A 24,937-nucleotide genomic window follows, 5' to 3' on the forward strand; every position below is an offset into this window, starting at 1 on the left:
AATTTCACTTAAATAAATTTCTCCACAAATTAATTTTAAAAGAAATTTAATGATTTGAAAAATTGAAATACATGATATAATCGTTCACAAATCATGATAATAAAAGAGGTATCATTTATGGAAATGAGACATGTTAAAACATTTTGTGCCATTGTTAAATATGGTGGTTTTTCCAAAGCTGCTCATGCGTTAGGTTATGCGCAATCTACTGTTACAGGGCATATTAAAGCATTAGAGAATGATTTAAATATTCCTCTATTCGATCGATTAGGCAAAAAAGTACTTCTTACAAAAGCAGGTCATCAATTTCATCCGTACGCATTAGAATTACTTGCTATTTATGAAAAGGCTCAAGAAATCCCTCAAAACAGTGACCATTTAGAAGGAACATTGACTATTACATCTAACGAATCATTGGCAGTGTATCGGTTACCACAATTATTACGTACTTACAAACAGGAAAATCCGAAAGTAAATATCGTACTTGAGACAAATACCAATGAGCAAGCATTGACAAAACTACATGAAGGGGAAACCGATGTTATCTTCATAATTGGAGAAAGTATAGAGCATAATGATTTGATTACGTGCAATTTATGTAATGAAACATTTGGATGGATTTTCCCTGCTCATTTCCCTTCAAACACTGATCCACTCCTTTTATTACAGGATACTCAATTTATATTTACAGAACAAAGCTGTGGCTATAGACCAATGGTAGATCATTTTTTACGTCAAAGCGGCAGAAATCCTAATAAAACATTTGAGACTTCCAATGTTGAAGTCATTAAACAATCCGTTATGTGTGAGTTAGGAATTTCTATTCTCCCTTACATCGTTGTACAAGAAAGTTTTCAAAAAGAGCAACTCTGTTTTCAGCCCATCGAAACTCCAGCAGTCATTCAAAGCCACGTAATCTACCATAAATCTAGATGGATATCACCAGTTTTACAATCGTTTCTTACATTATTAGAGAACCTAGAAAAGTAAGCGCGTAATAACAAAAATGAGTAACTGCTCTAAAAAGCAGTTACTCATTTTTGTTAAAACATTTGTGTTCATAACAGTAAAGGTGTTTCAAAATCAATATGTATATTATTTATTAGCTTGTACCTCACCTGCAATTAATTTACTACCTGAATATGTACCTTTTTGTATAAAAACTTGATTAATTAATTCTTTTTGCTCCTTTTCTGACATTACTCCTTTCCCTTCTCCTAAATTCCCACTTTGCAATTTCCAAATCTTGTTGTGGTCCACATCAACCTTTTCATATTTTCCTTGTTTCCATCGTTCTAAAATATCCACATATGTACTTTTTTGTGCAACATCATTACTATTTATAATTTCAAGTAAACTTTCAATACGTTCTTGTGTAATAAAAATATAACCCCATTTTTGATCAGCTTTCGTTTTTTGATGTGCCATTTCATGTAATGCTGTCTGTATGTTCTCATCTGTCCATTTGAAATTTTTATTAAAACCACTATTCGGCAATGAATGATTTCCATTTTCTAACAACTTTGCATCTTCGGCTTTTACATTACTATCAGCTAGCACTTCTACTGCCGGAGCGGCTGGTGATGCCTTTTTCGCAGCTGGTTTACTATTATTCAGATAATACAGCATACCATACGTTACACCTACCCCGATTACCGCCATACCAGCTATAATTCCTATTATTTTAAATAATGTTTTCATCTCGCCTGTTTCCTCCCACATAGCCCTTTTCATAATTTCTATCTATTAAAAACAGATGTAGCTTCTCTTTTTTCGCAACTTACTGCAATTCATTTTTTCATACTAATTAACATAAATATAACTATTACTTTCCAGAAATGTAGCAACTCCATCCTCATCATTACTTTTGGCAATAAATTTAGCGACGGATTTTAATTCCTCAACAGCATTGCTCATCGCTACACCAATCCCACACTTCTCTATCATTTCCATATCATTGTAGTCATCTCCAAATGCAATTACTTCAGATACGTCTCGATTTAAGTGCTGTAGAACATGCTGAATACTATTCCATTTTGAAACATCCGCATGCATAATTTGACACAATGTTCCGTTATCTGTAATGACTGCCTTGCACTCATCAGGCAGTTCCTTAGTGAACTCCTTATTTATTGAGCCATTAGTACAAACAATTACTTTAGAAGCTTTTTCAAAGTTTAACTCTCTTATATCCATGACTTCACACGGCACATTACCAAAATAATCAGTAACATCAAAATTTGAGTACAGCTTATCATTTATTTCAAGACAAATCTGATGAAGATTATACTTTTTTGCTATTTCTATGATTTCTAAAGTATCATTACCTTTAAGAACTAGAGCTCCGTTATAACAAATGATAATCTCATTCTTTAACACGTTGGGAATATATTGATTTATAGCTCTTGGAGGCCTTGCCGTAGCAAAAATCAATTCGTCTCCATTATTTTTACATTCCCTCAAAATATTAATAGATTTCTCTGAAATTGTTTTATCACTTCTTAATAGAGTCCCATCAAGATCTGAAATAATAATCTTTTTCATGCTTATATTTATTCCTCCCTCACAGGTTATAACTCGAAGCATCGATTATTTGTTGAACCAATCGAGCTTTTACGGGTAGTTGACCTCCGCCTAATTTTTTGTCACAGCTGAATTTTGAGTCTTATTTCCCGCAAATAGCGGGATACATTTTCATTTATTACATATTTTCTATTTCCTGAATCATATATGTATTTCCTTATATTGTATTTCTTTTCTTTATAAATTGAAAGATTATTCCGTCAAAAAAATACAGTCTTTTTCAAATGCTAATTCCACTCTAAGCATTTCGTTTTAAATTTATAAAAATATATGCTAGCCTAATATTTAAAGAAGATGAATAAATATTAGTTTATTGTATGGCGGTTTAACATTTTTAAACTTTGATGAAACTATCTATACTTTTAAAATCTATTCATTCTCTCATTATGAATAATTCTGTTTATGGTATCGATGTTTGTGGTGAACTACCAGTTTATCCTTCTCAACTCTTTCTACCTAAATATACAAATGCTATTAAGAAAAATGAAAAAACAAACTTACAAATATTAAAAACAATATATAATACGAACTCACATATTCAATATGCATAAAAAACAACGAGTACCTTATAAGGCACTCGTTGTTTTTTTATGCACGATTCTCTTTTAACCACTTCGTAATAGCATTTAGCCTAGAAACATCAAAACGTCTTTCTTCACACATGTTTAAGCTGTTTAAACTTTTCAGAATTTCTAATTCATTCGACTTTACACTTTTCGCTTCAATCAAATGACAGTAACCATCCGTGACGGTATTGAGATTTTCATAATAACGCTGAAATGCTTTAGATATATGTAAATGTTTTTCAAAGTTTCTTCTGTTTTTCGTTTGATCAGATTCTTTCCGTTTTCTAAGCTCTTCATCACCCGTGTATAAATAAAAATATTGATCAGGAAAACCAATTTCCCTATTTATCAAATTTTCTTTATAAAAATTTTCTATTAAAGATAATGCTTGATTAAATATATCAAAATGGAAACACCAATTATAGCTAAGCGGCTGATAAATATCACCATCAAGTATTACTATTTCATGTTGATCTGATTTCTGCACTGCCATATTCCAGCGCTCCACTTGTTTTTCAAAATACCATGTTTTATGTTCATTTCTAGGTCTTTCAAATAAAAAGTTAACTTCAGGAATAATAAATGCACCGTAATTTCTTTCTAGTTCACGGCATGTTGTACTCTTACCAACTGCGCTCGCTCCCTCAAAGGCTATAATCCCCATATTTTCTCCCTCTTTCATTAGCTAATATCTCGTTGTTTCGACTTTCGCCCCCACAACTGTCTCCATAAAACGATTGAAGCAATTGCAAGCATTATTGTTGTAATAATACTACCTTCAATTCCGAATGTGCCTCCGTGAAGTACTTCTGACCCATTTGTTACAGGTTTAAATAGCGGCGTTGAATATATCGTCATGCCACTAACTGCAAAACCATAGACGTTATATTGCGCCCAATTCCAAATTGAATGCCACGCGCATATCCCCCAAAGACTACTGTCTTTTAATACGTAAAATGCTGCAAATATACCAACTAATATTATATTCGATATTGAAAGAATTGTAATACCAGGATTAAGTAAATGCAGAAAACCAAATAAAAAGGACGTCACTATAATCCCAACCCATATACGACTTCTAACAGAAATAACTGGAAATAACCAGCCTCGTACAATAATTTCTTCCGTTGCACCTTGTATTAAAAAAGCAATTAAAGATCCTACAATACCAAATATGGCGGTTGCCGTAATTTGTTGCATTTGTAGTTTTACAATCCCTGTTAATACAAGCAAAATTACTGGTATTGAAATGAAGACAAATCCTATTAACGCACCTCTCAAATACTTTCTCATCCATTGCACTTTCCAAAAACCAATGGATGAAAATGACCTTTTCTCTACAAACCTAATCCATAAAAAAACAAAAAATATAGCCCCACCAAACGTTAATATCATCTCAATATTATTATAAATTTCCTTTACAAATGATGTATCTGCTTTCGGTAAAAACAGCATAAATAACATAAAAAATTCACCTAAAGTTAAAAATACAATAGCTAGTAGTACAGCTAAAATAGGATGAACTTTTCTTCTTCCTTCTTTTGCTGCTTCAATTATTTTAAATTGTTTATTTTGCAATATTCTATCCCCTCCTAATTATTGTACTCCTCAGTATTATTAAAATATATATAGCCTTTCCTTTAAACTTATTTTTTAATATAAATGATCTTGGTTTAGAATAAATCCAGATTTGGAATAATATATAAATAAAAGAGATGTCTTTGTGCCTTTTACCAATTTCTCCTCATATTACTTATTGGTATTACCAGCACTTGCTATTTCCCACCATTTGTTGTAAGATAGTAATTAAGGTCAATTTAACACTATACTTTCTTTGCATATTATCAAGTATCAATCAGGAATGTTTTGTACTCCTTATGGATTTTTGATAATATGTGAACTTTTATTTTCAATCGAATAAGGCCGATCATATTGTAATCTTTTTAAATTTTAGGAGGCATTACCATGACATTAACAGGTAAAGTAAAATGGTTTAACAGCGAAAAAGGTTTCGGTTTCATCGAAGTTGCAGACGGTAGCGACGTATTCGTTCACTTCTCAGCTATCACTGGCGACGGCTTCAAATCTCTTGACGAAGGTCAAGAAGTTAGCTTCGAAGTTGAAGACGGTAACCGTGGACCTCAAGCTAAAAACGTTGTAAAGCTATAATTCGATCAATAAAAAGGTTGTTACCAGCTCGGTTAACAACCTTTTTAATATATAACTAAAAATTTTTACATAAAAGGAGTGGTTACATGTATCGCAATCGAAAGAACGATGTAGCAGAAGTACCACCAGAACAAACCCCTGTTTGGGAATGTGAATCAGAGGATTGTTTAGGATGGATGAGAAAGAACTTTTCATTTGAAGAAGAGCCTAAATGCCCTTTATGTAAAAGTAGTATGAAAAGCGGAGAACGTTTATTACCTAAAATAGGTTGATTTTTACAAGCCCCTCTTATTTTAAATAAGAGGGGCTTTTTTATTAATAATGAATATCCTCTACATCTGTTCGTACAATAGAATACATGAATGCATCGTGTTGTTTATTTCCTTGATGAATGTATCCGCGTAACAGCCCTTCTTGTTGAAAACCTAATTTAGATAACATATTACACGAAGTTATATTTTCAGGATATGTAATAGCTCCAATTCTGAATAAACCTAAATCTCGAAATCCATAAGTAATAATTTTTCGAGCAGCTTCAGAAGCATAACCATTCCCCCAATAACGAGGATGCAAATCATATCCAATCTCTGAGCGTTTACTCCAAAGTTGTAAATTATTTAATCCAATTGTTCCTACTAAAGTATTTGTGTCTTTTAATACAATCCCCCAACGCATTGCCTTTTTCTCAAAGTAATTTTTCGAAAAAGATTCAATCATACGTGAAGCTTGTCCAAACTCAGTAAAAGAATTCATACCGTAATAACACGTTACCTCATCCAATGAGAATATTTCATATATTTTTTGACAATAAGATTGTTCTATTTCAACTAAGCGCAAGCGTTCCGTTTCTAATATAGGAAATGCCATAACCATAGGATCACTCCTTTCTCTCTACTAATTTATTATAGCAGAAAACGTATTTATAATTAGGAAAGTCCTCAATGTCCCACAAATCAAACATTTCTAGCGACGCTTTTCCTCATTTTCACTTACTAATGAAGCAAATGCACCCGTTCCAATTCCAATATCAATAATCTTTTGCCTCTTATTTAATTGAATCATTTCTTTCGCTTCAAGAGTACGTAACAATTACACCCCTCCTGTTACTCTTTTCTCATCTTCACTTAAAAATATATTTTATTCTTTTCATTTCTATCACTCCGCTCGTACTAAGCTATTTTATAATTTCGATACCATATCCTCCTTTCCCTTCTAAAACGACAACCTAATTCATACATTCATGTTAAAATATAGAAAATAAGTTTTTTTATTATGGAGGTGTAAAATTCCTATGTATATTTTCATCGGCTTATCCCTCTTGCTCATTTTACTCATTTTTTTATTCGCAAAAAAATTCACACCAAACTCATTCATGATGACTAGTTTTAAAGGAAATAGCTTTAAGTCATTTTCAGTTGGTATATTAATCGCTGCCACACTCTCTCTTTCATACGGAATGTATCACACAGCAACATATCAACCTAGATATTTAGATATTAAATTACAAAATCAAAATTTTACTGTTTTCGGTAATGTTGGTGAGTTTGGTTATTTCTCAAAAGAATTACTAAAAAAAGATGCAGAAGTTGAACTGTATTTTGTCTCTTGGGAAATAATACAATTAAATAATCCAGAAATAATAGTAGACTACCCTTCAGGCAAACAGAAAACATGGAAGCCTAATATAACAATAATACCTACAAATAAATTACAAGAAGAACATAATATTAAAGAACTTTATCAACTCTCACCGTATTCCTTTGAAGAATCTGGAAAAATAATATTAACTATTGAAGAGAATAAAACATCTCATAAAAAGATTTCAATTAATGTGAAATAATTACAATAAAATGTCCCTCCATTATGTTGGAGGGACATTTTATTTACATATGTATTTAATATTATTATTTTGACTGTTCATTCAATTCCGTAATTATTTCATTGGCAGTATTCTTTCCGTTTCCAATACAAGCACCAATTCCTACACCGTAATATGAAGCTCCAGCTAAGTATACATTAGGATGCAGAGCGGCCAATTTTTCTTGTAATGATTGAACAGCTTGATTATGTTCCAAATGATATTTCGGCATTAAATCGTTCCAATTTGTAACTTCAATTACTTCTGGTTCACCTTGAATTCCAAGGCTCTTTTCAATATCATATAAAGCTACTCGTACTAATTCCTCTTCACTATAACTTTTGATCGTTTCATACAATGGATTAGTACTCTTATAAAACATTCTTACTAATAGCTTTTGTTTACCCGATGTATGTTTCCACTTCCTGCTCGTCCATGTGCAAGCATCACAATATAAATCACTGTTTTCCGTTACGATAAAACCTGTGCCGTCAGCCGGTAGTTGTTCATCTAGTATGTCAAAACCTAAGTAAATACTAATAAGAGATGAGTTTTTAAACTTATTAAACTGCTCATTTAACTCATTAGACTGTAATAAAGTTTGTGCGATATCATGTGGAGCTGCTAAAACGACATAATCAGCTTGTATTGTCTCATGATTTGCAAAAGAAACCTCATATCGATCCCCTTTTTTACTTATCACTGTTGTTACAGCACCTTTTTTAATTACAGTCTCCGTCAGCACTTCTTCTAAGCGATCAATAATTGTAGATAGTCCACTTTTAAATGATACAAATTTTTTATTTCCTGCTGATTGAAATTGTTTTTTATTCTCTTCAAAACCTTTAATAATACTTCCGTATTTATTTTTATAATCCAGTAAATACGGTAATGTAGATGCCATAGTAAGCTCATTCAATTTACCAGAATATACACCTGAAAGTACAGGCGCAATTTGTCTTTCCACTAACTCTTTCCCTAAAAAGCTTTCTAAAAATACAGCAAGTGATGTATCCTTTGTAAATTCTTTATTTTTCGTAATAAAATCTTTTAAAGCAACGATTTTCCCTTTTTTTGAGACTAGCGTACTGCTAAATAATGATTCAACACTCATAGGAATCCCAAATATAGTGTCAGCAGGAATTGGTTGTAATCTATTATCAGCGTATATGTAAGAAATACCTGTTTCGTTATATACCATTTCATTTTCTAAATTTAAATCTTTTACAAGCGGCAAAACATGTTCATTACGAGCTACGATTGAATCTGCTCCTGATTCCATAATAAAATCATTTTCTTCCACACTGTGGATTTTACCACCTAAATACTCTTCTTTCTCAATAAGGATTAAATTTAAATCTATATTATAGTCCTTCTTTAATTTTTCTAAGTAAAACATAGTAGAAAGTCCAGTAATACCTCCACCGATGACAACGACTGTTTTCATATTTGCTGCGCTCCTAACCGATACATTTAATAAATCCTATTATATTATACCCAAAATTCCTCATATTCGACTAGCAGCTTGCGCATTCTGTAAGAAATTAGACAATATATATGAATAAAAAAGAACTATAACATATTCAACTCACGTCATAGTTCTTTCTATTTTAAAAACATAAACCAGTTTATTAATTTGTCAATTTCTTGGCTGAGTGCTATTACTTTTTCATGTTGAAGTCCATAATTTGAGACTAGATTCAATAATTCTTCTTTTTTCAATTCAATTATTTTTTCTAACTTTACTAACTCCATGTCGTCTTTATTCGCTCCAATTTTAAAATATATGTACTTTAGTATAGCCTACTTACATAATAAGTAAAAGTCTCATACTAATGTAAAATCTTACATATTTGAAAAAATAATATACTACTAACAAAAAAAGAGACTTAAACTAAGCCTATTATTACAAATCATTATAATTTTCTACCATATTTATTATGTAACACGTCCTTACAATCAGCCCACTTTGGAATCGTTAGATACTTTTACTCATTAATAATACAACAGAATTTCTCAAATGTTTTATCTTTATATTCTGGAACCCTTGTTAAGTGATCAAAATAACTATATGAAAATTTAAATATGTGTCCAAAATCCCAATTAAATTCACTGTAGTCTTTAAGCCAGAATGCATTATCTAGCGGAAGTGTATCAACTTGTTTTGCTTTTGTGAGAGGTAAACGATCTATAGGAGAATTCAATATTATTTGGGCATTCGGCATTAAATTGCGACTTTTTCTAAGTACATAAACTAGCTTTAATAGTGGTGTTATTCCTCGTTGAAATAATTCTATATGCCCTAAGTCATATAATATATTAATCGCATGTGAAAAGGTAAGCATATGACCAATTAAATCGTGATGTGATTCCGCCTTATATATAACATGAAATTTTGATAATTCATTTAAAATAAATTTAGATAATTGCTTTGGGTTTTTAATTTCATTTTGAATCTCATCATTACTTATACTTAATTGCTTTACTTCTTTAGTTGTAAAACCAATCCAAGACCTACCGGGAATTGTTTTTTGAAACGATAATATAAGGTTTGCTATATTATTAATATCTTGCTCACTCCCCCAATGACTTAACTCCTTAATGGCTAGTAAACTTAAAGAAGCGTAAATTACATTATGACCAACCCAATGGAGTTCATCAAGCGTTTGTTCCAAAGATTTGATTATCGTTTCTTCAGCACTTTGATAATCGACACCTTGTTTATTATCAATTGTTGCGCCTAACCTTTGCTTATGGATCATCATTTTCGCTTGAGAATAAATATTACATGCGGTTTCTTCATCAATTTTATGATCTTTCGTAAAAAAATAACTAGCAATTGCAGCTGCTCCGAAATGCGCATGCCAAATATCATTTGTTTCTTTTTTACATTGAGAGATAATTGAAAGTCCATCTTTTAAAACACTTATATTTTCCATCATTACTATCCCTCCTCTAAATCCTAATAAAATTAGCTTTTCGGTCTCTACAAAGTCGCCAAAAACCCAGGTGAAAACTCTTGAAACGATTCATTTCGATTTATTTCACTTCTGCCAAAGCCTTAAAATTTTTCACTCTTTGTTCATCTGAATCATTTTGTTTGATAGTCATGGAACTATCATATTTTTGCTTTTTTCTTTTGTGAAATCTCTCATCTTCTCCAATTTGGATATTCTTATTATTTCATTTTCAAATTGACGAAAGTGCAAATCAAATGTGTATGTATTTACAGAAAGAAATTTAACTTAATGAAGGTGTTAACACAAATAAGATATGATTCATTTCGTCACTCTTATTCAAGAATCTATGCTTCACGTTCGGTGGAATACGCACAACATCACCTTCTTCTAAAACATATTCATGCCCTTCTAATTCCACATACACTTCCCCCTTCATTACAACAGCAATTTCTTCTTTATCTTCGTGAGAATAATGACTTTCTGTTGTATTTGCGTGTTCATTTAAATCCATCATTAGCATTTCAATACGAGCTTTCATAAAATCTGGTGTTAATACATCATAAACAATATGATCATTATTTTCTCGATATACTTTTTTTCGATCTTTCTTCTTAGAAATAAGTGAGTCTGTATCAATATCATTAATAAAAAGAGTAAACAGCGGTACATTTAATGCTTTCGCTATTAATTCCAATACATTTAAAGAAGGATTGGCATGTCCTCTTTCAATTTGACTAATAAGTGAAGTACTGATTCCTGCATAATCAGCAAATTCACGAATTGTCATATTATTTTTCTTACGATAACTTAAAACAGTTTGACCTAGTCGATAATGAATCATTGTTACAACTTCCTTTCGTCCATCATAATACATCTTTCGTACCTTTTGTGCTGACATACTAAACAGTGGCAATTAATCCTTCCTTATTTCATCTTAGGCTTATATACTAACTTTTGTACATTATATTATATACAGTTTATTATAGTAAACGACCAAACGGAGGGACAAACTTTGAAATCACCTATTCTTTCATATTTCATCTTATTTTTCGGCGTGTTCGCCTTATCTACTTCAGCAATCTTCGTAAAAATAACAGATGCCCCTGCAGCAATCACTGCTTTTTATCGATTATTGTTTGCTACGGTAATTCTTTTACCGTTTCTAATATTTAATACAAACAATCGCAGCGAAATTCGCTCATTATCAAAAAAGCAATGGGGATTTGGACTCTTATCTGGATTATTTCTAGCATCTCATTATGTCCTATGGTTTGAATCATTACAATATACTTCTGTAGCAAGTTCTACAGTTATCGTAACGTTGCAACCTTTATTTTCAATGATCGGTGGTTATTTTTTATTTAAGGAACGGTTTACGAAAGGTGCGATTATAGGCTGCCTTATTGCAATTTCAGGAAGTATCGTGATTGGGTGGCAAGATTTTCAAATTAGTGGTGAGGCTTTATACGGCGATATTTTAGCTTTTATTGCTGCTGGCGTCATAACAGCTTACTTTTTCATTAGTCAACATGTTCGTAAAGACCTATCCCTAATACCGTACTCGGTAATTAGTTATGGCAGTAGTTCACTCTTTCTCGGTATATTTGCTTACACACAGCAGTCATCTTTCTTCAATTACACTGCACAAACATGGTGGTCCTTTATAGGTCTTGCATTCATTGCAACGATTTTAGGGCAAACAATTTTCAATTGGTTATTAAAATGGATGAGCGCTACTGTTATCTCGATGAGTATTTTAGGAGAAACAATTGGAACTTGTATTTTAGCTTACTTCATTTTAGATGAAACAATTTCTTTACAGCAAGGACTAGGAATTCTACTTATTTTCATTGGATTAGCATCATTTTTATTACAACCGAAACAATCAAATCACAATTTATAAAGTGAAACTTTAATCAGTGGGGGGTTTTGTTCATCCCCCGCTGATTATTAGCCCTTACAATCGGGCGTTTACGGGCAATTTATCTCCCACCTAACTTCTTTGCTCCAGCCGAATTTTGAGGTGGGAGTTTTACTGCCCACAAATAGCGGGATAAATAAGAAAAGCATGACATTAGTTTGTCATGCTTTTCTTATTTATTATTGCGGAGATTGTTCCAACTGCTTTTGCTTTAGCCTTTGCTCCAATACATGAATCATGAAGAGGAAATGCTCTGCCTCTCTTGTAACATGATCAGCAAGCAATGGATTTATGACATTTCGGATTTGACATGTTTGAATTAACTCTAATCCTGCTTTTTTGAAATCCCTTAACTCAACAGTGGCATTTTCACTATCTTTATTCATTTTTCCTATAATCGGATATGTCGGTTCTTTTTGATATAACATTGATTCAACATCTCTAGCTTGGTTAAGCAGAATTTCGAAATCATCACCGAATTTCAACGCTGTATGAACAAGATTTCTTTCCGATTGATCCAGTAATGATCCAATAAAACGTGAGTGTTCCATCATAATACGCAGCCAGAAAACATTCTCACTAATAATCGCATCTTGAATAGGATCCATTTTCCCTTCGTTAAACTTTTGAAGTGTCCGCATAAAATATTCTGCTTCTCGTGCAACATGATCCACTAAAAGTGGGAAATTAAACCCTTTCACTTTACAATTGATGATTAAAATTAGTAAATTTCTTTTATAATTACGAAAAGCATACACTAACTGAATGCTCTCTTCATTTAATTGCCTTACCGCTTGAACAGTTTGCGGAATAGTAAATGCTTTTTGCAGCAGCCTATCAAACTGATTATAAAATTGCTCTACCTGCTGAATTAAATTTTTATCGTTACGATTAAACCCCTCACCAAGAAACAATGCATGCTCTTTCATAATACGTAACCAAAATCTATTTTCAGTTATAGATCGTTCAATAAATAATTGTTCTGTTAATGATTCAGATGGAGCTGCTTTCAATTCCGGTGGCAACAGCATAGCCCGCTGTGGGTCCATAATAAAATGTCCAGGAATAGGTTGGTCTGTCGACATTACAATCACTCCTTGTTCCTTGAATGCTCAATTATACTATGTATGAAAATAAATAAAATTTAAATATACTTATGCGATCGTTTTTTCAAGGTTTTTGAAATTTCCACATATGCATTCCCCTTGCATATAGAAATAGATTCTATTAAGTCATATGCTTTCCGGATCAAGATGATTCCTAATGCTTCACCCGTTAAAACATCCTTTAAATAAAAATTGCTCTTTATTTTTAATAAACTAAAAAAAGCATGGCGTCCTTTTGCCATACTTTTTTCAAAACAAATCGATATTTCTGTTCAATTTACACCTCTATTTATTATGTACAATCAAACCATTTGGTCTAAAACGACTCATCATGATTTCGTTAACAAATTTCCCATGAGCCTTCAAATTCCCAACCTTTACACCCTCTTCGATAAATCTAAATTTTTCATATAATACTTTGGCTCTAGGATTCGTTTCTAATACACCAAGTTCCACTCGTTCTAACATTAGCCAATTATCAGCTAAATCAAGCATTTTTGTAAGAAGTGCTTTTCCAATTCCTTTATTGTGATATTCACTATCTACTCCGATGAATAAATCACCCGAGTGAGATCTTCGTCCTGGACTTTGGGTTAAACCGACAAATCCAACAACTTCTCCATCATATTCTGCTACAAATTCAAATTGATTCTGTGCTAAATTTCGAATTCTATTCTCCATTGCATCTACACGCATACTAGGTAGGAAAACCATATATGGTAAAACATCATCTTGAATGCATATACGATGAATTGCTCTAGCATCTTGTATTTCTACTGCTCTAACGTTAATCCCCATCTTTCTCTCCTCCATTCAAATATTCATATTCTAATATCCAATATTAAAATCCTGCCTATCCTTATTTCTTTATGTTATTTTTATATAATTATTTCGATATAATATTATTTTTTTGGACATCATCTCTTATATTCCCTCGTTCAAAATAAAAAAAATCACTTAGAAGATACTAAGTGATTTTTTGTTTAATTTTTTACCCGATTATACAACTCAAGCAGTTCTTCTACTGAAATACCGTTTATTTTCATACCAGTTATATTACAATTTTCTATTTCAATACTTTTCAGATTACTACTACGTATTGTAGTACTTTCCAAATCACATCTATCAAATGAAATAGGATCTTTATCCTCTCCAAGGCTTGTATCTCTAAATTGAACTCCACCTAAAGTCACCAAATTAAATTTACTGCCCGAAAGATTTAAATCTGCATATGAGGAGTTCCTTAAATTTATATTTTTAAACTTTGATTGACTTAAATTACAATTACTCATATTAATATTCATTACATTGCTATAAACAAATGAACTATCTTTTAAATTCACTTGATAATACTCTGAATTTGCCAAATTACAGTTTTCATATCGCCCATTTTTCATATCATTATTATTAACTAAGTTTTCTTCGCTTGAAGCTGTCTTTATTCTCTTCACATAACAATATTCATCTTCCGTTTCAAAAATCGTTTCAAAGCCCATTTTTTTATAAAAATGATGATTATTAATTTGTCTACTAGACGTCTCAAGATCCCAAATTCTTACGCTTGGAAACTCTTCTTCTATAAAATCAATAACCTGTGCTCCAATTCCTATTCCTTGATGTTTAGGTTCTACAAATATACGATCAATTCTACCGTAAGACTTACCAGAAATCGTAACTATAATTCCACCGACAATTTCTTCGTCCATTATCACTTTAAAATAATCCAATTCTTCGATCGAATACATAGTCATCTCAACTGAAGAATATCCTGGTGGTTGAATGTTATAATCTATTACACCCTCTTGGCCACATAGCCATTGTTTTGCTTCTTCATCGAATGTCCTTTTCATTATTTCTGTTAACTTTTTAGCATCTAAAATTGTAGCTTTTTCAATAAATATCATAGCCATTTTGAATCCCCCTTAATATCCCTTAGAAATAATTATAAAATAAAGAGGATTAAAATAAAACATTTAATATTTATTAATTGATTTAATACAATTAGACCTGCATAACATAAAAGCTCTAAATCGTGAGCATTAATAAAAGTCCACGATTTAGAGCTTTTGTATATTTTTTATTGTTTCTTCGTTATGCACCTTCCGTACCATAGTCTTCAATGGTTAGCTTTACATTATATTTGATTGGTGTCTTACTAAACACTTTATCCCAATCCTTTTCAACTTTCTTCCATACTTTTGGATACTCGATTTTCAAACTAGTATTAAAGCCAGCGACATCAGTTTTATATTCCTTTTGAATTTTTTTTAATGTATGCTTCACTAATCGCTTCACTTCTTGTTGGGCAGATTGCTCCACCCTTTTGAGAAATGCATTTTTAAAAGCTTCTTCTGACTCAGACCAGTTTTCGGATAACCGGCCCACAGACTGCACATTGACATCGAATGAGATTTTATCCCCTTTAACATGGGGCGTAATTTTACTTTTCATAGATTTCACTTCATACATAACTAATTTTTTCGTCTTTTTATCATAACTTTTCACCAAGCCACTTTTCCCTTTTGCGGTTATCCACATTAAGCCTTCTAATTCATTCTCGTTCAAAAAGCCACGGAGTTTTTTTGTACGCCCCTTAATTACAGCAGCACCTACATATTTCACTTCTCCGTTTATAGAAATCACATTTGGTAAAAGAAAACTCGCCCCAGATTTCACCTTTCCTGGTAGTTTTGCAAGTGGCATCGGCGGTAAAATTCGTGAGGATCTATATTGATTATCCTCGATATCAATCAAGCGAAATGCTGGAATTTCCCCAAGTTCTTTTGATTTTAACACATCACTAGCTAGCCCTTTACTAACCATAATAAAGCAACTAGGTCTCATCTCATTATCACGAACATAGATGTCTAATAACTGCGTTAAATTATAGGTTCGGGCAATACTTTCACTAACAACTATTACTTTCGTATGATGAAAAATGATAGGCCTTTGCCTTCTTAATGCAACTTCACGTATTGATTGATGAAGAGAATCTCCTGTTTCTGCAACATTCATATAAGCTTTTTGTTGCGATAATCCACCTTTTCCTCCGTCTGATGATGATTGTGCTTTAACAAATTGATAGGTGGTTGTTATCAAATTCTTCTTTTTATATCCGCCGCCCTTTTCTTCAATTTCTTTCTCAATCTTTGTTTCTTTTTCTTTATCTATTGCTATACCTACAGCGAAACCTAACTCCTCAATTTCATGACTACTCCAGCATCCTGTAAGTAATAAGAGAAAAACTATTGACGTTATTCTTATAATAATTTTTCTACCTTTAACATTTTGGTTCATGCTTTTTTTTCCTCCCCTTCGAAATCATTAGGAGAAGAACCGGAAGAATACCAAATAATATTATCGCTGCGTTGCTAATCAAATTTCCAAATTCAAATACCTCATTTATGTTTTTCGGAATTGCGGAAACGATATATATTACTGGGAGTAATCCATACAAAAAGGAATGAATATTTTTATTAAAGAGCTGTGATAACCCTAAAGCAGCTGCATAATAACAGATTGTATATGTTGCAAAGATTTGCATAATCCATATCACTAATAGCAAAGATTCGAACCGTTCAAAAATTAAACCTTGAATTTCAAAACTTCTCATAAGATCTATTGTAGGCCATGTTCTCATCAATACCCCATCGATAGAAAACGCACCAATAACCATTACAACTGTAATGACATAAAAAAGTAACGGAATCATAGTGCCAATTATAACAACCCTTACAGCTTGAGATGGTTTCTTCATAAAGGCTAAAAGTAACAACATAATTTCTGCACCCGAATATGCCATAGTTGTTGTTTTTAGTCCTTTTAATGCCGGAACAATCCCAAGTCCTAATACAGGACGAAGGTTATCGAGTTCAAATATTCCAATACTCATAAAAGATGTCACTAAGAAAATGAAAACTGTAATTGGAAAAATCATTTCAAATAAACGTGCTATCGCATTTATTCCGCCTAAATTTAAATATAGACTTATCCACATAAATGGCATAATAATAGCCCAGTCAGGCGTACCTTCTAGTAGAAAGAAACTTGTTATACCTTCCAACGTTCTAAGTTCAAATGACGAAAGTGTAAAAAAGTAACTGATAATCATTAAACTAATTAACACCCCAAGCCATTTCCCTACAAGTTCTTGGCTATATTGATAAAATGTTTTTTCAGGAAATTGTTGACTTAACTTCACGATAATTACACCCGCAACCATCGCAATTAATCCACCTAAAATAACAGTTATCCAAACATCAGGTGTATGCACCTTCTCAGCAGCGGTTCTAGGTAAAGTGAGAATTCCGATAGCAAGTATATAATTGATAAGAATAACAGCTGCTTGTGAAGTAGGAATTTTATCCTTTGAGTTCGTAATCATTCCTCTTCACTTCCTTTCCGTACATAGTCTTTTAATTTCAACATTTTCGGACGTCGCTTCATCATCTGAATTGGCATACGAACCATAAAATCCTTCCAATCACTAAATTGATATAAGACAGCCGGGCTAGCATACGGTACACCAAAACTTTTAAGCCTTGCAATATGACTGCATATAAATAGGAAAAATAGAATAACTCCATATAATCCGAATATGGCAGCGAAAAACATCGCTACAAAGCGAAGAATACGTAATGGAATTGCTGTACTATAATGAGAAAGTGCAAAAGAAGAAATAGCTGTGGCCGCCACAACAATTACCATGATCGGACTCACAATTCCAGCTTCTACAGAAGCCTGTCCAATAATTAATCCTCCTACAATTCCCATCGCTGAACCAATAGGCTTAGGTAGTCGTAGCCCTGCTTCTCGTAAAATTTCAATTGCAATTTCCATAAATAATCCTTCTATAATTGCAGGAAAGGGAACGCCTTCCCGCCCTCCTATAATTGAAATGGCTAACTTAGTTGGAATCAATCCAGGATGGAATGAAATAAATGAAATGTACAGAGCGGGAGCAAATAGAGAAATAATAGCTGTTCCAAAGCGCAATAAACGAATCAATGTACCTGGTATCCAACGTTCATAGTAGTCTTCAGGCGATTGCATCATCATACTAAATGTAACCGGAACAATTAATGCAAAAGGTGTTCCATCCAATAAAATTGCAACCCTTCCTTCCATTAATGCAGCGATTACTTTATCAGGACGTTCCGTACTCTGTACTTGCGGGAAGGGACTAAGATAATTATCTTCAATAAGTTGTTCTACATAACCTGACTCTGGCACATTATCAATATTAATTTTCTGAATTCTCTTCTTAACTTCTTCTACTAATTCCGAATCAGCAATCTCTTTCATAAAGGCAACAACCAATTCTTTTTTTGCTCGTTCTCCCACATGAAACTTTATTAAAGATAATCCTTCGTTTTCACCATGTAACCGTAACAAAGCAGTATTATCCGACAAAACTTCTGTGAAACCTACCCGTGGACCTCTGACCGATCCCTCTGATACTGGCTCTTCAACATTACGCGTTTTTCCTTTTTTTGTATTAAGTATGAATACATCTGATAATCCATCAATTAATAATGCCGTTGAACCCATTAACACCTTTGACATCATTTTTTGGACAGAGTGCACTTCCTCCACTCCACTAATAGGAAGAACTCGGTTTTTAATAAACTCTTTTGAAACACTATCTTTCATATTAGATGATTCATCTTTATACTCATCAGGAAAATTACACATTAATGATTTCATAATGTGCATATCAATAAGATCTTTATTTGACAGCCCTTCTATAAAAACAAGAGCTGCCCGGATGCTAGTCCCACCTATGTTAAACTCTCGACAATAAACGTCAGAGTTATCAAGAGCTTCTTTTTTTATAACCTCTAAATCTAAATTGAAATCACCTGTAAAGTAGTCTTCAGAAACTTTGGTCGCGTTATTCTCATATGTATTGCCTTGTTCTTGGCTTTGATTAACTATTGAATCCTGCGCTTTCACCTTCATCACTCTTTCTCAAAAAAACTTCCTATACTACTCTTCTTTACATATCAATATTTGTTTTCACTTGAATGTAGTTCGTTATATTATTCTTTTTCTAATGTGCGAATCCAACTAAAAAATCTTGAAATTATATATGGAATGAAAAGTACGATAAAGGCTTGTATAAAAACTTTCCACTCAGGTATATACAAAACGATCGTGTCCCACATTTTTATCATCCTATAACAATACATAATTTTAGAAATTCCTCACTCAATTGGAATTTCTTATGAATTATTATGTCTGATAAGAAAAATTTTAATGCACTTAAAACTTCATCATACATTTCATCTATATTTTTCGTTGTATATTCAAAATGATCATTCTATATCAGACCAACAAAAAAGAAGGTGGCCTAAAAATCAGTTTTACTGACTTTATCGGCAACCTTCTTTTATAAAGTATCTTCTTTTTGTAATTGCTTTTCTTCTTTCCAAAGTTTTCCTGGCCAAAAAGCGAAACGTCCTAATACAACTGTAATTGCTGGTACTAATAATGGTCTCACAATAAACGTATCTAGTAATACGCCGATTGCAGTCACAATACCAAATTGAACAAGAACTTGGATTGGCAACGTACCTAATACTGCAAAAGTTCCTGCTAAAATTAAACCAGCTGATGTAATTACACTTCCTGTTTGTATAACACCATTTTTTACTGCATCTACATGATTTTGTTTCTTTCTATTTTTCCATATTTCTGAGACCATAAAGATATTATAATCTTCTCCTAAGGCAACTAAAAATACGAATGCATATAACGGTATCGCACCTTGTATTGCGGGAGCTCCCATACCCAAATGCAGTAAAATCCATCCTGCTCCTAATGCAGAGAAGAAAGATAAAACGACAGTTACAATTAAGTAAATCATCGCAACGATTGAACGTAAATACACGAGTAAAAGTAAAGCAATGATACTAATCATAACCGGAATAATAACCGCTTCATCACGTTCAGTAATTTGCTTTGTATCATATAAGGAAGCTGTTTCTCCGCCAATCCACAATTGATTTTCTGCATTACTAATCCCTGTGTCTTTTAATACTTTTTTTACACTACTTTTCAATTTAGGGATTTGATCCAATGCTTCAATTGAGTACGGATTTTCCGCTAAAGAAACTTCATACATTTGCAATTGATTATTTTCTTTTCCCTTCATTGGTTCTTTCACTTTATTAACAAAAGATAATTTCTCTATTTCTTGTTTAATAGGTAAATCTTTTCCTTTTGAATCAACTACAATCTTTACCGGTGCTAATTCTCCAGCTGAAAAATGATCAGTAATTAATGTAAATCCTTCACGTGATGGCATATCTTTCGGGAATGATTCTAATAAATCGTATGTGTATTGAATACGTGGTACAAATGAAGCCAATCCCCCTAATAAAAATACAGTTAGCATAATAATTGTCCATGGTTTACGTACAACAATATTACCAATCTTTTTACTAAAGGCCCCCTTTGTAGTTTTTACTTTTAAAACTTTCTTTTTCGCAAACTCTTCATTCATTGCAGTTGTTCTCGGTATGAATGGGAAGAATGCAACTCTACCAAAAATTAATAAAAATGCCGGAAGAATTGTTAATGCAGCGATTCCCATTATGAAAACAGCAACACTAAATGGTACTGCAAATCGATGAAACGCTCCATAATGTGCAAGTAATAATGTTCCTAATCCTAATACTACAGTTAGTGCACTCATTATAATTGCTCCGCCTGATGCTTTTATCGCAAGTTGCAACGCTTTATATTTACTTTCTTCTTCTAGTAAATACTCCCTATATCTTGAAATTAAAAATAGACAGTAATCCGTTCCTGCTCCAAACAGTAAGACTGTCATAATCGATATAGCCTGTGCATCTACTTTAATCCATCCATTGTCTGCTAAAAAGCCCAGTGTCGGACTGATAATTCCATATGCAAAGCCAACAATGAGTAAAGGTAAAATTGCTAAAATTGGAGAACGATACAATAAAATTAATAAAACCAATACAAGTAATACAGTAGCAACTAATAATTTCACATCAGCTTGACTAAATAAACTTACCGCATCCGTTTGAATACCTACAGGTCCAGATAATCGAACATGTAAACCAGAGTCGGTAATTTTTTGTTTGAATGGATCTTCATCCACTTTACTATTCACTATTTTTCGTAACTCTTCTAAATTACTTTTTAATATATCCGTTCCAGCAGATTTATTAAAAAATATTGGTGTAACAAATGATGTACCATCTTTTGATGCACTTTTTGATAATACTTGCTCTGGAATTGTATCAAATGGTGGTAATGCTGATTGTTCTTTTAAAGGACTGTCCTTTAATTCTTTATAAACGTCTTGTATGAGTTTATAATCCTTTGACTGTAATCCACCCTCTCGATGCCATACTACTAACAACGGATTTCCTACATTATTAGGAAATTCTTTTTTCATAAGTGCTTCAGCTTGCTGTGACATAGCTGTTTCAGGTAAATTTTTCGGATTCGGTACTTTCATACTGTTTACTTGTGGCAACGTAAATGAAAGTACCAATGTAATAAGAATCCAAACCGATAAAGTTATCCATTGCGTATTCTTCCCTGCTACAAGCTTCCCTAACATATTTAACGGGTGCTTTTTCATAAAAACCCACCTTCCTTTTCCCCACCAATATTAATTATATATACTGGTAGGTTAATTAATCAAGAATGATTAAAAATTATGTTATAATTATCTCAATAATAAATGTCAGGAGCGAATGTATTTGGATCAAAAACAACGTCCTCTCGGAAGACCTCGTCAAAATAAAAATACAAAGTCTACAAAAGAAATCATTTTAGGAGTTGCAACTAGGTTATTTCTCACTCAAAATTATCAAGTTGTTTCGATGGATGAGGTCGCGAAAGAATGTGGTGTTACAAAAGCAACCGTCTACTATTACTATTCAACAAAAGCGGATTTATTTACCGCTACTATGATTCAAATGATGATACGAATAAGAGAAAACATGGATCAAATCCTCTCTACAAATAAGACTTTGGAAGAAAGATTATTGGACTTTGCTACAGTATACTTACACGCAACGATGGATATTGATATGAAGAACTTTATGAAAGATGCAAAACTATCCTTATCTGAAGAGCAATTGAAGGAATTAAAAAATGCCGAGGATAACATGTATGAAGTATTGGAAAAAGCACTCGATAATGCGACGGCCCTTGGAGAAATACCTACAGGAGATCCTAAATTTGCTGCCCATGCTTTCGTCGCTTTATTATCAATCGGGAATTTTAAAGATGAGAATCACAATCCTACTCTTGCAAATATAGATGAATTAGCAAAACAAATCGTTTCGTTTTATTGGAATGGGTTAAGTCATCAAAATTAAATTGATTATATTTAATAAAGAGCACGTTTGAAATTCCTTCCAACATGCTCTTTATTAATTTAAGGGTTTTATTTATATACTAGCAATTAGATTATACTTTAGCACCGATTAACAAAAAATTCTTATCTACAGCTTTTGAATTTGTGCATTTATATTCCCCTTACTTAATCCACCATGGTAACAAACTACCGAATCAATTTCTAGATTTAAATACTTCTTCAAAGAATTTTGCGCTTCCTTTACGTCCAAAGTAGTTGGGGCATGAATTCCCCCTAAAATTCCGTTTACGCTATACATTGAATCCCCAGCGATAAGAGTTTTACTTTGTCTCAAATATAAACTAATATGACCAGGAGTGTGCCCTGGGGTATGAATAACAAGAATACCACCGCAATATGGAAGTTCTTGGCCGTCAACCAAAGTATCATCCACTTTTCCTTTCGGAGGATTCTGTACTTGTGCATCCTTCAATAAAGGTAACTCCCCCTCGATATATGGCTTATCTAGCTCATGAGCATAGACTCTTATATTACTTCCACAGTTGTGTAATAGTTCAGGAAGACTGCCTATATGATCTATATCTTGATGCGTCAAAATCACGACTTTTAGTTTATGAAACGATACTCCAACCTTATCCATTTCTACTCGTATATCTTCAATTTGTCCAGGAAATCCAGTATCTATTAAAACTGCCATTTCATCATCCCATAAAAGAATTGGGTGAATAATATACTCTTTAAATTCAAGATGTAACATCTCTACTCCCTTAGCAATCTCCATGACTTTTGTCTCCTTTATTATTAGGTTTTTAATATCTAAAAATAGATTTGAATACATAAAAAACTTAATAAATAAAAACCTGCTATCGTATAATATGCTTCGTCATACCAATCGAAAATTCCTCAAATCCAATTGATTCATAGTAATGTTTTAAATCTTCAACGCACATAAGTTGTGGAATAACTCGTTTTTGTTCGCAGTGCCGGCTTAATCGTTCCACTATTTCTTTTCCAATGCCTTTGGACTGATATTCCGGTAATACACACACTCCGCAAATAATGCCCGTAATTACACCATCTGATATAACCCGTCCCATCCCTACTAACTTTTGGTCATCAAAAACATAAATTGCATACCAACTTTGTTTACACATTTTCTCTAACTCATTAACCGATAAGTTAAGAGAATTCCATCCTAAAGATTCATACATAGTTAATAATTCATTGAAATCTTTAGGTGATTCAATTGTGTACTTTAAAATAGTTTTCATGTAAATACTCCCTATTATCCTTTTTGTTTTTATTCCAAAAAAATTTTGACCGTCGTCAAACTGACTCGAACAATACTTCAATAAGAAAAAAGGAAACTCCTTCTCTTTAAAAACATAAGGAACTTAATAAGATTGGTACCATATATATTTCTCTATTTAATATTTGTTTAGTATATCAACTAACGGTGAGTATAAAATATATACATTTCAACCATCACCAAATACTGAATCTAAATTACAATTATAAGAAAAAGAAGGCATCTCACCATTGTGAATTACCTTCTTTTTTATAAATCCATCATTATATTATCAACCGAAAATCATACAGCTACATACGATAAGAACAAACAAAACTAATAAACTATTTGAGAAATAACCCATAGAATACTACCCCTTTATTTCATTATGTAAAAGATTTTACCATAAAATTATTTACAGCATAATATCTGAAAAAGACATTAGCTTCATTAGTTTTTTATATATAAAGTAATATTTTATAATATTTCTATTCTCCTCTCATAAAAAAACTTTAACTTTTCCTCTACTGTATCTCTCACGATTTAAATAACATCATATTAGTAAATAAATAATTACTAATATTAATGTAATCATTTGATTTTAAGTGAAAATAGTAATAAAATGATTACTAAATTGATAAAGGACACGAATAATAATGACTAATAAAGAATTAATAAACGAATACATGAATTTATTATTAAATATGTCAGATACTTTCAAATTATTATCAGAGAAATCCACTGAATTTACACATTTAGAGCAACACATAGTTGAGTATATTGCCCAGCAAAAAGTCGCTGTAAATTTAAAAATGATTGCTAGTTATTTAAACATACCTAAACAACAATTAAGTGTAACCGTTCGTAATTTAGAGAAAAACGGATACATTATAAAAAAACAAGATTCAGTAGATAAACGAGCTGTTTTAATTTCCTTAACAGATAAAGCTGAAAAAGTACATTATGAAAGATGGAAACAAATTTATAATAATTTCACTAATAATCTTGAAAAACTCAATGAAGAAGATCAACGTGATTTAACTTACGGACTGTATAAAACAAATAAAATGTTATCAAAAATGCTAAATAACGACTAATCATATATATAAAATATTTTTTATT

At 32.2% G+C, this 24,937-nt stretch carries 26 protein-coding genes and 1 pseudogene; 8 read left to right on the plus strand and 19 right to left on the minus strand.

The annotated features are described in order from the left end of the window. The first annotated feature begins 117 nt into the window (after positions 1-117). Positions 118-990: a LysR family transcriptional regulator gene (locus MKX77_RS12270; protein WP_341306780.1), complete on the plus strand. Its 873-nt coding sequence runs from the start codon at positions 118-120 to the stop codon at positions 988-990. Between the two features lie 105 nt (positions 991-1,095). Here MKX77_RS12270 and MKX77_RS12275 read toward each other — a convergent pair whose 3' ends face one another. Then, positions 1,096-1,701 carry a PRK06770 family protein gene (locus MKX77_RS12275; RefSeq protein WP_002085644.1) on the minus strand — a complete coding sequence of 202 codons (606 nt, stop codon included), beginning with the start codon at positions 1,699-1,701 and terminating at the stop codon, positions 1,096-1,098. A 102-nt stretch (positions 1,702-1,803) separates the two neighbouring features. Then, on the minus strand, positions 1,804-2,544 hold the full coding sequence (locus MKX77_RS12280) for an HAD family hydrolase (RefSeq protein ID WP_341306781.1): 741 nt from the start codon (positions 2,542-2,544) through the stop codon (positions 1,804-1,806). A gap of 383 nt (positions 2,545-2,927) precedes the next feature. Between MKX77_RS12280 and MKX77_RS12285 the strand changes: the two are divergent. After that, positions 2,928-3,134, plus strand: a pseudogene (locus tag MKX77_RS12285) (arginase family protein); the annotation flags it as partial. A 37-nt stretch (positions 3,135-3,171) separates the two neighbouring features. Here MKX77_RS12285 and MKX77_RS12290 read toward each other — a convergent pair. Both MKX77_RS12290 and MKX77_RS12295 read right to left on the minus strand, forming a co-directional pair. Then, positions 3,172-3,831, minus strand: a complete 660-nt coding sequence (locus tag MKX77_RS12290) for a chloramphenicol acetyltransferase (RefSeq protein ID WP_341306782.1) — start codon at positions 3,829-3,831, stop codon at positions 3,172-3,174. After that, the gene (locus MKX77_RS12295) at positions 3,831-4,727 is read right to left on the minus strand and encodes a CPBP family intramembrane glutamic endopeptidase (protein ID WP_341306783.1); all 897 of its coding nucleotides are present in this window, start codon (positions 4,725-4,727) and stop codon (positions 3,831-3,833) included. Before MKX77_RS12295 ends, MKX77_RS12290 begins: the two co-directional genes overlap by 1 nt. 387 nt (positions 4,728-5,114) lie before the next feature. Here MKX77_RS12295 and cspD point away from each other — a divergent pair, with 387 nt between their 5' ends. Both cspD and MKX77_RS12305 read left to right on the plus strand, forming a co-directional pair. Beyond that, positions 5,115-5,318 (plus strand): cold-shock protein CspD, encoded by a 204-nt coding sequence (gene cspD / locus MKX77_RS12300; protein WP_002012849.1) that lies wholly within the window; start codon positions 5,115-5,117, stop codon positions 5,316-5,318. A gap of 86 nt (positions 5,319-5,404) precedes the next feature. Then, complete coding sequence (locus MKX77_RS12305) at positions 5,405-5,590, plus strand: cold-shock protein (RefSeq protein ID WP_000286202.1); 186 nt, start codon at positions 5,405-5,407, stop codon at positions 5,588-5,590. A 43-nt stretch (positions 5,591-5,633) separates the two neighbouring features. On the opposite strand, the gene MKX77_RS12310 is transcribed toward MKX77_RS12305, so the two are convergent. Both MKX77_RS12310 and MKX77_RS12315 read right to left on the minus strand, forming a co-directional pair. Next, positions 5,634-6,185 (minus strand): GNAT family N-acetyltransferase, encoded by a 552-nt coding sequence (locus MKX77_RS12310; RefSeq protein WP_341307959.1) that lies wholly within the window; start codon positions 6,183-6,185, stop codon positions 5,634-5,636. 96 nt (positions 6,186-6,281) lie between these two features. Then, a complete protein-coding gene (locus MKX77_RS12315) occupies positions 6,282-6,407 on the minus strand; it encodes a hypothetical protein (protein ID WP_002157856.1) in 126 nt (41 codons plus the stop codon). A gap of 202 nt (positions 6,408-6,609) precedes the next feature. Between MKX77_RS12315 and MKX77_RS12320 the strand changes: the two genes are divergently transcribed. Then, positions 6,610-7,158, plus strand: coding sequence for a hypothetical protein (locus MKX77_RS12320; protein ID WP_341306784.1), 549 nt, complete (start codon positions 6,610-6,612; stop codon positions 7,156-7,158). Between the two features lie 64 nt (positions 7,159-7,222). Here the strand turns inward: MKX77_RS12320 and MKX77_RS12325 are convergent, their stop codons facing one another. The 4 genes from MKX77_RS12325 to MKX77_RS12340 all read right to left on the minus strand — a co-directional run bounded on the left by MKX77_RS12325 (position 7,223) and on the right by MKX77_RS12340 (position 11,034). Beyond that, positions 7,223-8,623, minus strand: coding sequence for a protoporphyrinogen oxidase (locus MKX77_RS12325; RefSeq protein WP_341306785.1), 1,401 nt, complete (start codon positions 8,621-8,623; stop codon positions 7,223-7,225). A 158-nt stretch (positions 8,624-8,781) separates the two neighbouring features. Next, positions 8,782-8,931, minus strand: coding sequence for an aspartyl-phosphate phosphatase Spo0E family protein (locus MKX77_RS12330; RefSeq protein ID WP_002012842.1), 150 nt, complete (start codon positions 8,929-8,931; stop codon positions 8,782-8,784). A gap of 233 nt (positions 8,932-9,164) precedes the next feature. Then, the gene (locus MKX77_RS12335) at positions 9,165-10,115 is read right to left on the minus strand and encodes a hypothetical protein (protein ID WP_341307960.1); all 951 of its coding nucleotides are present in this window, start codon (positions 10,113-10,115) and stop codon (positions 9,165-9,167) included. A gap of 301 nt (positions 10,116-10,416) precedes the next feature. Further along, positions 10,417-11,034: a helix-turn-helix domain-containing protein gene (locus MKX77_RS12340; protein ID WP_215556586.1), complete on the minus strand. Its 618-nt coding sequence runs from the start codon at positions 11,032-11,034 to the stop codon at positions 10,417-10,419. Positions 11,035-11,148: 114 nt separating this feature from the next. Here MKX77_RS12340 and MKX77_RS12345 point away from each other — a divergent pair, with 114 nt between their 5' ends. Next, entirely contained in the window at positions 11,149-12,039 is an 891-nt protein-coding gene (locus tag MKX77_RS12345) for a DMT family transporter (RefSeq protein WP_341306786.1), read from the plus strand. Between the two features lie 197 nt (positions 12,040-12,236). On the opposite strand, the gene MKX77_RS12350 is transcribed toward MKX77_RS12345, so the two are convergent. The 7 genes from MKX77_RS12350 to MKX77_RS12380 form a co-directional block, all read right to left on the minus strand. Beyond that, complete coding sequence (locus MKX77_RS12350; RefSeq protein ID WP_341306787.1) at positions 12,237-13,142, minus strand: DUF2935 domain-containing protein; 906 nt, start codon at positions 13,140-13,142, stop codon at positions 12,237-12,239. Positions 13,143-13,448: 306 nt separating this feature from the next. Beyond that, positions 13,449-13,961: a GNAT family N-acetyltransferase gene (locus MKX77_RS12355; protein WP_341306788.1), complete on the minus strand. Its 513-nt coding sequence runs from the start codon at positions 13,959-13,961 to the stop codon at positions 13,449-13,451. Between the two features lie 185 nt (positions 13,962-14,146). Then, entirely contained in the window at positions 14,147-15,073 is a 927-nt protein-coding gene (locus tag MKX77_RS12360) for a GNAT family N-acetyltransferase (RefSeq protein WP_341306789.1), read from the minus strand. A 181-nt stretch (positions 15,074-15,254) separates the two neighbouring features. Beyond that, positions 15,255-16,460 (minus strand): Ger(x)C family spore germination protein, encoded by a 1,206-nt coding sequence (locus tag MKX77_RS12365; RefSeq protein WP_341306790.1) that lies wholly within the window; start codon positions 16,458-16,460, stop codon positions 15,255-15,257. After that, the gene (locus MKX77_RS12370; RefSeq protein ID WP_341306791.1) at positions 16,444-17,547 is read right to left on the minus strand and encodes a spore germination protein; all 1,104 of its coding nucleotides are present in this window, start codon (positions 17,545-17,547) and stop codon (positions 16,444-16,446) included. Before MKX77_RS12370 ends, MKX77_RS12365 begins: the two co-directional genes overlap by 17 nt. Then, positions 17,544-19,124, minus strand: a complete 1,581-nt coding sequence (locus MKX77_RS12375) for a spore germination protein (protein ID WP_341306792.1) — start codon at positions 19,122-19,124, stop codon at positions 17,544-17,546. The genes MKX77_RS12370 and MKX77_RS12375 overlap by 4 nt, the downstream gene beginning before the upstream one ends. A 430-nt stretch (positions 19,125-19,554) precedes the next feature. Next, on the minus strand, positions 19,555-21,783 hold the full coding sequence (locus MKX77_RS12380) for an MMPL family transporter (protein WP_341306793.1): 2,229 nt from the start codon (positions 21,781-21,783) through the stop codon (positions 19,555-19,557). Positions 21,784-21,904: 121 nt separating this feature from the next. Between MKX77_RS12380 and MKX77_RS12385 the strand changes: the two genes are divergently transcribed. Beyond that, positions 21,905-22,528 carry a TetR/AcrR family transcriptional regulator gene (locus MKX77_RS12385; protein ID WP_341306794.1) on the plus strand — a complete coding sequence of 208 codons (624 nt, stop codon included), beginning with the start codon at positions 21,905-21,907 and terminating at the stop codon, positions 22,526-22,528. A 126-nt stretch (positions 22,529-22,654) separates the two neighbouring features. Here the strand turns inward: MKX77_RS12385 and MKX77_RS12390 are convergent, their stop codons facing one another. Together MKX77_RS12390 and MKX77_RS12395 are read right to left on the minus strand one after the other, a co-directional pair. Continuing rightward, entirely contained in the window at positions 22,655-23,308 is a 654-nt protein-coding gene (locus tag MKX77_RS12390; protein WP_341306795.1) for an MBL fold metallo-hydrolase, read from the minus strand. 82 nt (positions 23,309-23,390) lie between these two features. Then, positions 23,391-23,798, minus strand: a complete 408-nt coding sequence (locus tag MKX77_RS12395) for a GNAT family N-acetyltransferase (RefSeq protein WP_341306796.1) — start codon at positions 23,796-23,798, stop codon at positions 23,391-23,393. A gap of 673 nt (positions 23,799-24,471) precedes the next feature. On the opposite strand from MKX77_RS12395, the gene MKX77_RS12400 reads away from it, so the two are divergent. Next, on the plus strand, positions 24,472-24,912 hold the full coding sequence (locus MKX77_RS12400) for a MarR family winged helix-turn-helix transcriptional regulator (RefSeq protein WP_341306797.1): 441 nt from the start codon (positions 24,472-24,474) through the stop codon (positions 24,910-24,912). Positions 24,913-24,937: the final 25 nt, after the last annotated feature.

Origin of the sequence: Bacillus sp. FSL R9-9410 (assembly GCF_038050385.1) — a bacterium.
GTDB classification, from domain to species: domain Bacteria; phylum Bacillota; class Bacilli; order Bacillales; family Bacillaceae_G; genus Bacillus_A; species Bacillus_A cereus_U.